Origin of the sequence: Streptomyces sp. CBMA152, from assembly GCF_014596475.1 — a bacterium.
In the GTDB taxonomy this organism is placed as follows: Bacteria; Actinomycetota; Actinomycetes; order Streptomycetales; family Streptomycetaceae; genus Streptomyces.
This window is the reverse complement of record NZ_MECJ01000033.1, coordinates 428,849-442,692: the sequence shown is the minus strand read 5'-3', so window position 1 is coordinate 442,692 and position 13,844 is coordinate 428,849. Positions and strand designations below refer to the sequence as shown.

The 13,844-nt window shown below is 69.8% G+C and carries 11 protein-coding genes; all 11 read left to right on the top strand.

What is annotated here, in order from left to right; translation table 11 throughout:
* Window positions 1-41 precede the first annotated feature (41 nt).
* The 11 genes from BG418_RS35010 (at window position 42) to BG418_RS34960 (ending at window position 13,844) form a co-directional block, all read left to right on the top strand.
* On the top strand, window positions 42-1,145 hold the full coding sequence (locus BG418_RS35010) for a sensor histidine kinase (protein ID WP_188278086.1): 1,104 nt from the start codon (window positions 42-44) through the stop codon (window positions 1,143-1,145).
* Window positions 1,146-1,199: 54 nt separating this feature from the next.
* Complete coding sequence (locus BG418_RS35005; RefSeq protein ID WP_188278085.1) at window positions 1,200-2,711, top strand: glutamate ligase domain-containing protein; 1,512 nt, start codon at window positions 1,200-1,202, stop codon at window positions 2,709-2,711.
* Between the two features lie 6 nt (window positions 2,712-2,717).
* Window positions 2,718-3,074 carry a DUF4233 domain-containing protein gene (locus tag BG418_RS35000; protein WP_188278084.1) on the top strand — a complete coding sequence of 119 codons (357 nt, stop codon included), beginning with the start codon at window positions 2,718-2,720 and terminating at the stop codon, window positions 3,072-3,074.
* A 91-nt stretch (window positions 3,075-3,165) separates the two neighbouring features.
* A complete protein-coding gene (gene ndk / locus BG418_RS34995) occupies window positions 3,166-3,579 on the top strand; it encodes a nucleoside-diphosphate kinase (protein ID WP_188278083.1) in 414 nt (137 codons plus the stop codon).
* A gap of 284 nt (window positions 3,580-3,863) precedes the next feature.
* Entirely contained in the window at window positions 3,864-4,883 is a 1,020-nt protein-coding gene (locus tag BG418_RS34990) for a rod shape-determining protein (protein ID WP_188278344.1), read from the top strand.
* A 136-nt stretch (window positions 4,884-5,019) separates the two neighbouring features.
* The gene (gene mreC, locus BG418_RS34985; RefSeq protein WP_188278082.1) at window positions 5,020-6,075 is read left to right on the top strand and encodes a rod shape-determining protein MreC; all 1,056 of its coding nucleotides are present in this window, start codon (window positions 5,020-5,022) and stop codon (window positions 6,073-6,075) included.
* Between the two features lie 12 nt (window positions 6,076-6,087).
* Entirely contained in the window at window positions 6,088-6,762 is a 675-nt protein-coding gene (gene mreD, locus BG418_RS34980) for a rod shape-determining protein MreD (protein ID WP_188278081.1), read from the top strand.
* Window positions 6,763-6,778: 16 nt separating this feature from the next.
* Entirely contained in the window at window positions 6,779-9,010 is a 2,232-nt protein-coding gene (gene mrdA / locus BG418_RS34975; protein WP_188278080.1) for a penicillin-binding protein 2, read from the top strand.
* 4 nt (window positions 9,011-9,014) lie between these two features.
* Window positions 9,015-10,205, top strand: coding sequence for a rod shape-determining protein RodA (gene rodA / locus BG418_RS34970; protein WP_188278079.1), 1,191 nt, complete (start codon window positions 9,015-9,017; stop codon window positions 10,203-10,205).
* A gap of 92 nt (window positions 10,206-10,297) precedes the next feature.
* Entirely contained in the window at window positions 10,298-11,827 is a 1,530-nt protein-coding gene (locus BG418_RS34965) for a CYTH and CHAD domain-containing protein (RefSeq protein ID WP_188278078.1), read from the top strand.
* Window positions 11,828-11,915: 88 nt separating this feature from the next.
* The gene (locus BG418_RS34960; RefSeq protein WP_188278077.1) at window positions 11,916-13,844 is read left to right on the top strand and encodes a TIGR03960 family B12-binding radical SAM protein; all 1,929 of its coding nucleotides are present in this window, start codon (window positions 11,916-11,918) and stop codon (window positions 13,842-13,844) included.

Genomic DNA, 13,844 nt, shown 5'->3' with positions numbered 1-13,844 from the left:
GTCAGCCAACAAGGGCCCAAAGACCTTGGATGATGGAGAGCATGTTCGCCTCGTCCCCCGCCTCCGCGCTGCGGCGCGCGCTGGGCGACGAGCGAGCCCTGGACGTGGTGATCGCGGTGACCGCGTTCGCGCTCCTGCTCATCGACATCCCGGGCCTCGCGGCGGCGGACAACTCGCTCAACAGCGCCACCGTGCCGCCCGTGCTCGCGGCGGGCTCGGCCACGCTGCTGCTGCGCCGGCGCTGGCCGTGGATCCCGTATGTGGCCGCCCTGGTCTTCATGGGCTGGCTGCACCAGCTCACCCTGATCCAGTTCGCGCTCTATTCGCTCGGCCGCTTCCGGGGCCGCCGCACCGCCGTGGTGTCCACCGTGCTGTACGTGGCGGTGGCGTGCACGCTCTACCTCGCGCCGGGCTGGCCCGAGCACCGGTCGGAGACGCTGACGTCGTTCCTGAGCATCGTGGTGCCGGTGGGGGTGCTGTCGGCGGCGGTCGGTGTGGCCACCTACCGCCAGGACCTCGTACGCGAGGTGCAGGCGCTGCACGCCGTGCAGGCCGAGCGGGCGTCGGTGGCGCGGGACGTCCACGACATGGTCGGGCGCGAGCTGACGATGCTGGCGGTGACGGCGGAGGTACGCGCGCGCAGGGCCCGCGGCGGCCCCCATGAGCAGGACTTCGACTCCCTGGCCGAGACCGCGCGCCGCGCCCACCACATGCTCAACGAGATCATCGTGCAGCGGGCGGACGAACGCACCGCGACACCGGGCCTGGAGGGGCTGACGGAACTCGCCTCCCAGACCCGCCGCGCCGGGACCCCGGTGGAACTGGACGTGGCCGAGCGCGCCTACGGCCTCTCGCCGCTGCGCCAGGCGGCGGTGTACCGGGTGGTGCAGGAATGCCTCACCAACGCGGTCAAGCACGCCGGGGGAGAGGGCGTCTCGGTCGTGATCGCGGTACGCGGCGGTGAGCTGTGCGTACGGGTACGCAACGGCCTGCCCTCCGCCGTACCGGCCACGGCACCCGTCTCCTCCGGGACGGGCACGTTCTCCATGCGCGAACGGGTGGAGAGCATGGGCGGCGCGCTGACGACGCGGCGCACCCCGACGACGTACGAGGTCGAGGCGACGCTGCCGTCGGGCACGGCGTAAGGCCGACGGGGGCGGGTCCGGGGTCCTGTCGGTGCCCCTCCGTAGACTGGGTGCGTGACCGAGCAGCCCGACCACAGCAGCAGCCCCGACGACCACTTCGATGACATCGTCGAGGCCGAGACGAATCGCGACCCCGACCTGGCGGTGATCGAGGCCGGCAGCCGCACCCTGCGGACGCACGGCGGAGCGCCGCAGGCCGACCCCGTGCCCGCGCGGCCCGCCGACCCGGAGGTCGACAAGGCGCTGCGCGCGGTCGAGACGGAGCTGGCGACGCGCTGGGGCGAGACCAAGCTGGAGCCGTCGGTCGCGCGTATCTCCGCGCTGATGGACGTGCTCGGCGAGCCCCAGCGGGCGTACCCCTCGATCCACATCACCGGCACCAACGGCAAGACCTCGACGGCCCGTATGGTCGAGGCGCTGCTCGGCGCCTTCGACCTGCGCACCGGGCGCTACACCTCGCCCCACGTCCAGTCGATCACCGAGCGCATCAGCCTGGACGGCGCGCCGATCACGGCCGAGCGCTTCATCGAGACGTACGAGGACATCAAGCCGTACGTGGAGATGGTCGACGCCAAGGAGGAGTACCGGCTCTCCTTCTTCGAGGTGCTGACCGGGATGGCGTACGCGGCGTTCGCGGACACGCCCGTGGACGTGGCCGTCGTCGAGGTCGGCATGGGCGGCAGCTGGGACGCGACGAACGTCATCGACGCCTCGGTCGCCGTCGTCACCCCCATCTCGCTCGACCACACCGACCGCCTCGGCTCCACGCCCGCCGAGATCGCCGTCGAGAAGTCCGGGATCATCAAGCAGGGCGCGACCGTCATCCTCGCCCAGCAGCCGGTCGACGCGGCCCAGGTGATGCTGAAGAAGGCCGTCGAGGCGGACGCGACCGTGGCCCGCGAGGGCATGGAGTTCGGCATCGTCGCGCGCGAGGTCGCGGTCGGCGGCCAGCTGCTGACCCTGCGGGGCCTGGGCGGCGAGTACGAGGAGATCTTCCTTCCGCTGTACGGCGCCCACCAGGCGCACAACGCGGCGGTGGCGCTCGCCGCCGTCGAGGCGTTCTTCGGCATCGGCTCGGAGCACGCCCGGCCGCTCGACGTCGACACCATCCGCAAGGCGTTCGCCTCCGTGGTCTCGCCGGGCCGCCTGGAGGTCGTGCGCCGCTCGCCGACCGTCGTCCTGGACGCCGCCCACAACCCGGCGGGCGCGCTCGCCACGGCCGAGGGCCTGACCGAGGCGTTCGGCTTCTCGCGGCTCATCGGTGTGGTCGCGGCCAGCGCCGACAAGGACGTGAAGGGACTGCTCGAAGCCTTCGAGCCGGTCTTCGCGGAGGTCGTGGTCACCGCGAACTCCAGCCACCGCTCGATGGACGTCGACGAGCTGGCCGCGATCGCCGTCGAGGTCTTCGGCGACGAGCGCGTGGTCGTCGAGCCGCGCCTGGACGACGCCCTGGAGGCGGCGATCACGCTGGCCGAGGAAGAGGACGAGTACGCCGGTGCGGGAGTCCTCGTCACCGGTTCCGTGATCACGGTCGGCGAGGCCCGGCTGCTCCTGGGGAGGGGCTGACACCCGATGCGTACGCTCTGCGCTTCCACCCTCATCGGTGAATTCTTCGTGATCGGTTTCGCCGGCCTGGTCGCGATGAAGGACCCGGACCTGACGGTCACCACCGTCTGGACGATCAGCGGCATCTGCATGCTGTTCTCGCTGCTCCTGTGCGGGATGCTGACCCGTCCGGGCGGCATCCAGCTGGGCTGGGCGCTGCAGATCGCGCTGATCGCGAGCGGCTTCGTCGTCCCGCACATGTTCTTCCTGGGCGCGGTCTTCGCCGGTCTGTGGTGGGCCTCGATCCATTTCGGCCGCAAGGTCGACGAGGCGAAGGCCCGCTTCGCGGCGCAGGCCGAGGCGGAGGCTCCCCAGGCCGGGTGAACAGGGGGTGTCGGTGCCGGGTGCCGTTCGTTCGGACGCACCCGGTAGCCTCGCCTCACCGCACACGTATGCCTGCAAGGAGCCGTACACCATGACCCAGCGCACTCTCGTCATCCTCAAGCCCGACGCCGTCCGTCGCGGCCTGATCGGCGAGGTCATCGGCCGTATCGAGCGCAAGGCCGGCTGGACCATCCCGGCGATGGAGCTGCGCACCCTGGACCAGGAGACCCTGGAGCAGCACTACGGCGAGCACAAGGGCAAGCCCTTCTACGAGCCCCTGATGGGCTTCATGGCCTCCGGTCCCGTCGTCGTCCTGGTCGTCGAGGGCGAGCGGGCCATCGAGGGCGTACGCCAGCTGGCGGGTCCCACCGACCCGATCGCCGCCGCCCCCGGCTCCATCCGGGGCGACTTCGGCACCATCGTGCGGGAGAACCTCATCCACGCCTCGGACTCCGAGGAGTCCGCCGAGCGGGAGCTGAAGCTCTTCTTCCCGGGTCTGGTCTGAGTCTTCCCCGAGGCACCCGTTTCTTGACCGGGTGTCAGCCATATAGCGCTCATGACCTGGGGCGACCGAAGGAATTTCGGTCGCCCTTCGGCATATGCACGGCCACATCGGGAACTCATCGCTCCGACACATCGTCACCATTACTAGAGGTGGACCAACGCGCCGTGTCCGTGCAGGCGGCACTACGATGGAGCCTCACGCCCACAGCACCCACCTCGCCGACCTAAAAAGCCGTCAACGCTCGATTAGGGAAGGCCGGACGCATCCTCATGGGGAGCAACAACATGTCGTTCATCGGCCGTGACATGGCTGTCGACCTCGGGACCGCCAACACGCTGGTGTACGTCAGGGGCCGCGGAATCGTCCTGAACGAGCCGTCCGTCGTCGCCATCAACACCAACACCGGCGGCATCCTGGCGGTCGGCGCCGAGGCGAAGAAGATGATCGGTCGTACGCCGGGCAACATCGTGGCCGTACGACCGCTGAAGGACGGCGTCATCGCCGACTTCGAGATCACGGAGCGGATGCTCCGCTACTTCATCCTGAAGATCCACAAGCGTCGTTACCTGGCCCGCCCGCGTGTCGTCGTCTGTGTGCCCTCCGGCATCACCGGAGTCGAGCGCCGCGCCGTCATCGAGGCCTCCTCGCAGGCCGGCGCCCGTCAGGTGCACATCATCGAGGAGCCCATGGCCGCGGCCATCGGCTCTGGTCTGCCCGTCCACGAGGCGACCGGCAACATGGTCGTCGACATCGGCGGCGGCACCACCGAGGTCGCGGTGATCTCGCTCGGCGGAATCGTCACGGCGCAGTCCATCCGCGTCGCCGGCGACGAGCTGGACAACGCGATCATCCAGCACATCAAGAAGGAGTACAGCCTCCTCCTCGGCGAGCGCACCGCCGAGCAGATCAAGATCACCATCGGCTCCGCGTACGACCTCGACAAGGACGAGCACACCGAGATCCGCGGCCGCGACCTCGTCTCGGGCCTGCCCAAGACCGTGGTCATCTCGGCCGCCGAGGTGCGCAAGGCCATCGAGGAGCCGGTCAACGCGATCGTCGACGCCGTGAAGACGACGCTCGACAAGTGCCCGCCCGAGCTCTCCGGCGACATCATGGACCGCGGCATCGTGCTGACCGGCGGCGGCGCCCTGCTGCGCGGCCTGGACGAGCGGCTGCGCCGCGAGACCGGCATGCCGATCCACATCGCCGAGGACCCGCTGGATTCGGTCGCTCTGGGATCCGGCAAGTGCGTCGAGGAGTTCGAGGCCCTGCAGCAGGTCCTGGACGCCCAGCCGCGCCGATAAGCGCCCAAAACCGTCGTCCCCCCGGGTCACCCAGTGGCCCGGGGGGACCGCCCGTACGGGCCACTGCCAACCCGTACGGCGGATCGTTGATATACAGATCGAACAGATTCCGACGAGGAAGGCACGGCCGCCGCACGTGAGGGACACACGAGAGAGTCGGCTGCTCCTGGTGCTGCTGATCGTTGTAGCGTTCGCGCTGATCACGGTCGACATCCATGGTGGGGAGCATTCGCCGATGGACGGCGCCCGGCAGGTCGGCGCCACGGTGTTCGGGCCGGTGGAGAACGGCATGGCAGCCGCCGTCGATCCGGTGGGCAACGCCATCGGCGCGGTGCGCGACTCGGGGGAGCGGCACAACAAGATCGCCGACCTCCAGCGCGAGAACGAGGCGCTGAAGCAGAAGCTCGGCAGCGACGCCCGCAACCGCTCGCGCCTGAACCAGCTCGACGCGATGATGAAGACCGCCGGTGAAGGCCAGTACGGCATCAAGGCCGCGCAGGTCATCGGGATAGGAGCGGCCCAGGGCTTCTCCTGGACCGTCACCATCGACGCGGGCTCGCGCGACGGCATCAAGCGTGACATGACCGTGCTGAACGGGGAGGGCCTGGTCGGCCGGGTCACCACCGTCGGCCCGTCCACCGCGACCGTCCTGCTCGCCAACGACCCGGACTTCACGGTCGGCACCCGGATGGAGAACAGCGACGAGCTGGGCTTCGCCACCGGCCAGGGCGACCGGCCGCTTTCGGTGCAGCTGCTCAACGGCAAGGCCAAGGTCAAGGCGGGCGACCGCCTGGTCACCTTCGGCTCGCAGTCCGACAAGCCGTTCGTACCGGGCGTCCCGGTCGGCGAGGTCGTCAAGGTCGACCCCTCGGGCGGCGACCTGACCCGGACCATCTACGTACGTCCGTACGTCGGGTTCACCAAGCTCGACATCGTCGGCATCGTCGTCCAGGCCCCGCGCACCGACCCGCGCGACGAGGTGCTGCCCGCCAAGCCCAAGCCGACCCCGACACCGACCGTCACCGTGACGGTCACCCCGTCGCCGACCGGCAACGCGAACCCGAACAACGCGGCGGGTGAGACCAACCCGAACGGGAACGCGCCCCAGAACGGGAACGCCAACCCGAAACCCAACGGGGATCCGAACGGCAACGCGAACGCGAACAACGCCGTAGACAACCGCGGCCGGTAGGAGCTGATCCAGATGCGCATCAACAGGGTCGTGCTGTCCTCCGCCCTCATCGTCGTCGCCCTCGTCGTCCAGGTGAGCGTGCTCGCGCGGCTCCAACTGCCGGGCGCGGTCCCGGACCTGGTGCTGCTCACCGTCGTGGGCCTCGCTCTCGTGTACGGGCATCTCGGCGGCGCCTTCGTCGGCTTCGCCGCCGGGCTGCTCTCCGACCTCGCGCCGCCCGCCGACCACGCGGCCGGCCGGTACGCGCTGGTCCTGTGCCTGGTCGGCTACGCCGCCGGGCTCGCCAAGCCCGACCACGGAAGGCTGCGCTCGGCGACCGGGCCCATGGTCGTGGTGGTCTGCTCGGCCATCGGCTCCACCCTGCTGTACGCGGGTGTGGGCGCGCTCGTCGGTGACACCGCGGCCCGCCATGTCGGCCTGGTGAACCTGATGTTCACGGCCGCCGTGTACGACCTGCTGCTCGCGCCGTTCACCGTGCCGCTGATCATGGCCCTGGCCAGACGCGCCGAGAACGATCCGCTCGCGGAGACGTCCGGCGGCCCGGCCAAGAGCAGCTCCATCACCTCCGGCTGGCTCTCCGGCGGCACGGGACTTCGGATCGGCAACCAGCGCGGCGGCCTGCGCGTCAAGGCCGCCCGCAACCGCGCGGCCCGGGCCGGCCGCATCAAGGGCGTCAAGCGACTGTGAACCAGGGGGCCACGGCGTGAGCAACATCCCCGAGACGGGCCGCACCCCCCGGGTGCAGATCCGGCTCATCATCATCCAGGTCCTGGTCTTCTCCCTCCTGCTCACGCTCGGCGGGCGGCTGTGGTACCTCCAGATCCGCAACGGCCAGGAGTACACCGACGAGGCCAAGAACAACCACGTCCAGCAGGTCGTCCAGCCCGCCGTGCGCGGCGCGATCCTGGACGCGCGCGGAGTGCCGCTCGCGGACAACGAGACCCGGCTCGTGGTCTCCGCCTCCCGTACGGACCTGACCAAGATGCCCGACCGGGGCAAGGCGGTCCTGACCCGGCTCGCGGGCGTGCTCGGCATGAAGCCGCAGGACGTCATGGACAAGATCCGGCTCTGCGACGCCAAGACGCCCAAGCCGTGCTGGAACGGCTCGCCGTACCAGCCGATCCCGGTCACCGACAAGGCGACCACCCAGCAGGCGCTCCAGATCCGCGAGCGCTCCGAGGACTTCCCCGGCATCTCCGCCGACCCCACCGCCGTGCGCCGCTACCCCTCGCCCGGCAAGGCCAACACCTCCCAGGTGCTCGGCTATCTCTCGCCGGTCACCGACGACGAGATCGGCAAGGCGAAGAACACCGACTCGCCGTATCTGCGCTCCGACATGGTGGGCCGCTCGGGCCTTGAGCGCACGTACGACAAGCAGCTGCGCGGCAAGGCCGGGATCACCCGGTACGAGGTCGACAACCTCGGCCGGGTCATCGGGCAGGCGCAGAGCGACAAGGCCGAGCCCGGCGCGAACATCGTGACGTCGATAGACGCACGGGTGCAGGGAGTCGCCGAGTACGAGCTCGACAACGCGATGAAGGCCGCCCGTACCCAGTTCGACAAGATCACCAACGAGAACTACAAGGCGGACTCCGGCGCGGTCGTCGTGATGGAGGCCAAGACCGGCCGGATCGTCGCGATGGCGTCCGCGCCGACGTACGACCCGAACGTCTGGGTCGGCGGCATCTCCGGCAAGGACTACCAGGCGCTCACCGGCAAGGACAGCGACTACCCGCTGCTCAACCGGGCCATACAGGGTCAGGCCGCACCCGGCTCGACCTTCAAGGTGGTCTCCACGGCCGCCGCGGTCGAGGCCGGCTACAAGTGGGACGGCGGGTACCCCTGCACCAGCTCGTACTCCGTGGGCGGGCAGGTCTTCAAGAACTTCGAGGGCGAGAACTTCGGCCCCATCTCGCTGGGCCGCGCGCTTGAGGTCTCCTGCGACACCGTCTTCTACGGACTCGCCGACAACGAGTGGAAGAAGGACGGCGGCATCAACCCGAAGAAGGGCCAGCCGCAGGACTACTTCTACAAGGCGGCCCACCAGTTCGGCCTCGGCAAGCCCACCGGCGTGGACCTGCCCAACGAGGTCACCGGCCGCGTCCCGGACCGCCAGTGGAAGGAGAACTACTGGACGGCCAACAAGGACGCCTGGTGCAAGTCCGGCAAGAAGGACGGCAGTTACGTCGAGAAGATCGCGTACGAGAACTGCCTCGAAGGCAACAAGATGCGCGAGGGCGACTCGATCAACTACTCCATCGGCCAGGGCGACACCCTCGTCACCCCGATCCAGGAGGCCATGATCTACGGGGCGCTCGCCAACGGCGGCACCATGCACGCGCCGACCATCGGCAAGGCGATCGTCAGCGCCGACGGCAAGACCGTCCAGGAGATCAAGCCGAAGGTCAACGGCAAGCTGCCGATCACCCAGGACACCCTAGACGGGATGAACAAGGCGCTCGCGGGCGTCGTCACCGCCGGTACCGCCGCCTGGAAGTTCCAGGGCTGGCCGCAGGACAAGATCGAGCTGCACGCCAAGACCGGCACCGCCGAGGTCTACGGCAAGCAGACGACCTCCTGGCTGGCCACGTACTCCAAGGACTACACGGTCGTCATGACCATCGCCCAGGCCGGTACGGGTTCCGGCGCCTCCGGTGAGGCCGTGCGCAAGATCTACGAGGCGATGTACGGCATCGACGACGCCGGCCACCAGGACCTCAAGAAGGCCCTGCTGCCGCAGCCCGAGCAGTCCCTGCCCAAGATCCAGCCCGACGGCTCGATCGACGCGCCCACCGTCACCGCCTACGAGCGGCCGACGCCCAAGGCCTCCGACCAGCCGACGCCCGACGGGCAGCCGCAGCAGACCCCCGCCGGACAGCCGCAGCAGAACACCACGGCCACCAACACCGACAACCGCAACGGCCGGAGGGACTAGCGCCATGGCAGGCTTCTCCGTCCAGCGCTACGCCCCCCAGCGCTCCACGTTCGCCCGGATGACCGCGCGCGACTCCGTGCTGCGCCGGCTCGACTGGCCGCTGCTGCTCGCGGCGCTCGCGCTCTGCTTCATCGGCTCGCTCCTGGTGTGGTCCGCCACCCGCAACCGCACCTACATCAACCAGGGCGACCCGTACTTCTTCCTGATCCGGCACGCCATGAACGCCGGCATCGGCCTCTGCCTGATGACCGGCACCATCTGGCTCGGCCACCGCACCCTGCGCGGCGCCGTGCCGGTCCTGTACGGGCTGGCCATCCTGATGCTGCTCGCGGTGCTCTCGCCGCTCGGCGCCACCGTCAACGGCGCGCACTCCTGGATCGTGCTCGGCGGCGGATTCTCCCTCCAGCCCTCCGAGTTCGCGAAGATCGCCATCATCCTGTGCATGGCGATGCTGCTCGCGGCCCGGGTGGACGCGGGCGACCAGGCCCACCCCGACCACCGCACGGTGATGAAGGCGCTCGGCCTCGCGATGGTGCCGATCGGCTGCATCATGCTGATGCCCGACCTCGGCTCCACCATGGTCATCGTGGTGATAATCCTCGGCGTGCTGCTGTCCTCCGGGGCCTCCAACCGCTGGATCTTCGGACTGCTCGGCGCCGGAGTGGTCGGCGCGGTCCTGGTCGCCTCGCTCGGGATACTGGACAAGTACCAGATCAACCGCTTCGCCGCGTTCGCCAACCCCAACCTCGACCCGGCCGGTGTCGGCTACAACACCAGCCAGGCCAGGATCGCGATCGGCTCCGGCGGCCTCACCGGCACCGGCCTTTTCAAGGGCTCGCAGACCACCGGCCAGTTCGTGCCCGAACAGCAGACGGACTTCGTCTTCACGGTCGCCGGAGAAGAGCTCGGCTTCGTCGGCGCGGGCCTGATCATCGTGCTGATCGGCATCGTCCTGTGGCGCGCCTGCCGCATCGCCCGCGAGACGACCGAGCTGTACGGCACGATCGTGGCGGCCGGCATCATCGCCTGGTTCGCCTTCCAGTCCTTCGAGAACATCGGCATGACGCTCGGCATCATGCCGGTCGCCGGCATCCCGCTGCCGTTCGTCTCGTACGGAGGATCGTCGATGTTCGCGGTCTGGGTGGCGATCGGACTGCTCCAGTCGATCAGGGTGCAGCGCCCGATAACGGCGTAATACGGGGCCCTGGGCGACAAGGGGGCCGGATCGGACGCAATGGCCGGTCCGGCGCTCTGCCCAGGGCCCGTTTTCGCGTCTAGATTCAATTCATGGCGGAGACGAAGCGCGAGATCGAGCGGAAGTACGAAGCCACCGGCGACGACGTGCGCCTGCCCGACCTGACCAGGGTCGCGGACGTCGCGTCCGTCGTGGACAAAGGTGTGGCGGAGCTGGACGCCGTCTACTACGACACCCCGGACCTGCGCCTGGCCGCGCACGCGCTCACCCTGCGCCGCAGAACGGGCGGCGACGACGCGGGCTGGCATCTGAAGTTCCCGGTCGCCACCGGCATCCGCGACGAGATCCGCGCCCCCCTCTCCCCGACCGTCCCGCGCGCACTGGCCGCCCTGGTGCGCTCCTGCGTCCGCGACACCCAACTCGCCCCCGTGGTACGGCTGTTGTCCTCCCGTGACGTACGCCATCTGCTCGACGAGGACGGCGCCCTGCTCGCCGAGGTGAGCGTCGACGCCGTGCGGGCGGAGCGCCTGACGGAAGCCGACGGGCCGGCCACCGCCTCCTGGACCGAGATCGAGGTCGAGCTCGCCGACGACGTCGACCCGGCCCTCCTCGATCGCGTCGAGAAACGCCTGCGCAAGGCGGGCCTGCACCCCTCGGCGAGCGCGTCCAAGCTGGCCAGGGCGCTGACGGAGACCGGCCTCGGCCACCCGGCCGAAGACACCCGCGAGAGCGGGAAGCCCACCGCCGGCACGCACGTCCTCGACTATCTCCGCGCCCAGCGCGACGCCCTGGTGGCCCTGGACCCGGCGGTCCGGCGCGATCTGCCCGACTCCGTGCACCAGATGCGGGTGGCCACCCGCCGTCTGCGCAGCGCCTTCCGGTCGTACGGAAAAGTCCTCGACCGGACCGTCACCGACCCCGTCGGCGAGGAGCTGAAGTGGCTCGCGGCGGAGCTCGGGGTGGACCGGGACCAGGAAGTGCTCACCGAACGCCTCCAGAGCCGGATCGCGGCCCTGCCCCGCACGCTGCTGCTCGGTCCCGTGCGCGGGCGGCTGCGCATCTGGTCCGTCGCCCGCCGCAGCGGCTCGCGCCGCAAGACCATCGCCGTCCTGGACAGCAAGCGCTACCTCGTCCTGCTCGACACCCTCGACGCCCTCCTCGACGGCCCGCCGCTGCGCCCGGCCGCCCGCCGCCCGGTCACCGACGTCGTGCCCAAGGCCGTGATCAGGGACTACGACCGGCTGGCCGGACGCATAGAGCACGCCCTCGCGCTCGGCCCCGGCATCCCGCGCGACCTCGCGATGCACGACGCCCGCAAGGCCGCCAAGCGCGCCCGGTACGCCGCCGAGGCCGCCACCCCGGCGCTCGGCGGGCCCGCGAACAAGTTCGCCAAGCGGATGAAGGCCGTGCAGACGGTGCTGGGCGACCACCAGGACAGCGTGGTGGCCCGCGAGGCCCTGCGCGGCCTGGCCGTCCAGGCACATCTGGCGGGCGAGTCCGCGTTCACCTGGGGACTGCTGTACGGGCAGGAGGTCGCGACGGCCGCCGAGCGCGAGCGGGAGCTGCCCGGGGTGTGGGCGAAGGCGTCCCGGCCCGTACTGCGGGAGCGGCTCATGGCCTGAGCCGAGCAGGATCCGGCGGGCGAGGAGCGCCTCGCGAGCGGGTTACGCTAGAGAGTCGCCCCCTGCCAGCTCACGAAAGTTCGTCGAGATGACTGCCGCCGAATCGGTCTTCCCACAGCTCGAAGCTCTGCTCCCGCATGTGCAGAAGCCCATCCAGTACGTCGGCGGTGAGCTCAACTCCACCGTCAAGCCCTGGGAGGAGTGCGACGTCCGCTGGGCGCTCATGTACCCGGACGCGTACGAGGTGGGCCTGCCCAACCAGGGCGTCATGATCCTCTACGAGGTGCTGAACGAGCGCGAGGGCGTCCTCGCCGAGCGCACGTACAGCGTGTGGCCCGACATGGAAGCCCTGATGCGCGAGCACCAGGTGCCCCAGTTCACGGTGGACTCGCACCGGCCGGTCAAGGCGTTCGACGTCTTCGGCCTCAGCTTCTCCACCGAGCTCGGCTACACCAACATGCTCACGGCCCTGGAGCTGGCGGGCATCCCGCTGGAGTCCAAGGACCGCGGCATCGACGACCCGATCGTCCTGGCGGGCGGCCACGCGGCGTTCAACCCGGAGCCGATCGCGGACTTCATCGACTGCGCGGTCATCGGCGACGGTGAGCAGGCCGTGCTCGACATGACCACGATCATCCGCGCGTGGAAGGCCGAAGGCCGTCCCGGCGGCCGCGAGGAGGTCCTGTTCCGCCTCGCGAAGACCGGTGGCGTGTACGTCCCGGCCTTCTACGACGTGGAGTACCTGCCCGACGGCCGCATCGGCCGTGTCGTCCCGAACAAGTCGGGCGTGCCGTGGCGGGTCAGCAAGCACACCGTCATGGACCTCGACGAGTGGCCCTACCCCAAGCAGCCCCTGGTCCCGCTCGCCGAGACCGTCCACGAGCGCATGTCCGTGGAGATCTTCCGCGGCTGCACCCGCGGCTGCCGTTTCTGCCAGGCCGGCATGATCACGCGCCCCGTGCGGGAGCGAAGCATCACCGGCATCGGCGAGATGGTGGACAAGGGCCTGAAGGCCACGGGCTTCGAGGAGGTCGGCCTGCTGTCCCTTTCGAGTGCCGACCACACCGAGATCGGTGAGATCGCGAAGGGCCTCGCGGACCGCTACACCGAGGACAAGATCGGCCTGTCGCTGCCGTCGACCCGCGTGGACGCGTTCAACGTCGACCTCGCCAACGAGCTGACCCGCAACGGCCGTCGCTCGGGTCTGACGTTCGCCCCCGAGGGCGGCTCCGAGCGCATGCGCAAGGTCATCAACAAGATGGTCTCGGAAGAGGACCTGATCCGTACGGTCGCGACCGCGTACGGCAACGGCTGGCGCCAGGTGAAGCTGTACTTCATGTGCGGCCTGCCCACCGAGACCGACGAGGACGTGCTCCAGATCGGCGACATGGCGGTCAACGTGATCGCCAAGGGCCGTGAGGTCTCGGGCCAGAACGACATCCGCTGCACGGTGTCCATCGGCGGGTTCGTGCCCAAGCCGCACACCCCGTTCCAGTGGGCCCCGCAGCTGAGCGCCGAGGAGACGGACGCCCGTCTCGAAAAGCTCCGCGACAAGATCCGCGGCGACAAGAAGTACGGCCGCTCGATCGGCTTCCGCTACCACGACGGCAAGCCGGGCATCGTCGAGGGCCTGCTCTCGCGCGGCGACCGCCGTGTGGGCGCGGTCATCCGCGCCGTCTACGAGGACGGCGGCCGCTTCGACGGCTGGCGCGAGCACTTCTCGTACGACCGGTGGATGGCCAGCGCCGAGAAGACGCTGCCGTCGTTCGGCGTGGACGTCGACTGGTACACGACGCGTGAGCGCACGTACGAGGAGGTCCTGCCCTGGGACCACCTGGACTCCGGTCTGGACAAGGACTGGCTCTGGGAGGACTGGCAGGACTCGCTCGACGAGACCGAGGTCGAGGACTGCCGCTGGACGCCGTGCTTCGACTGTGGCGTCTGCCCGCAGATGGACACCAGCATCCAGATCGGCCCCACGGGCAAGAAGCTGCTCCCGCTGACGGTCGTCAAGTAA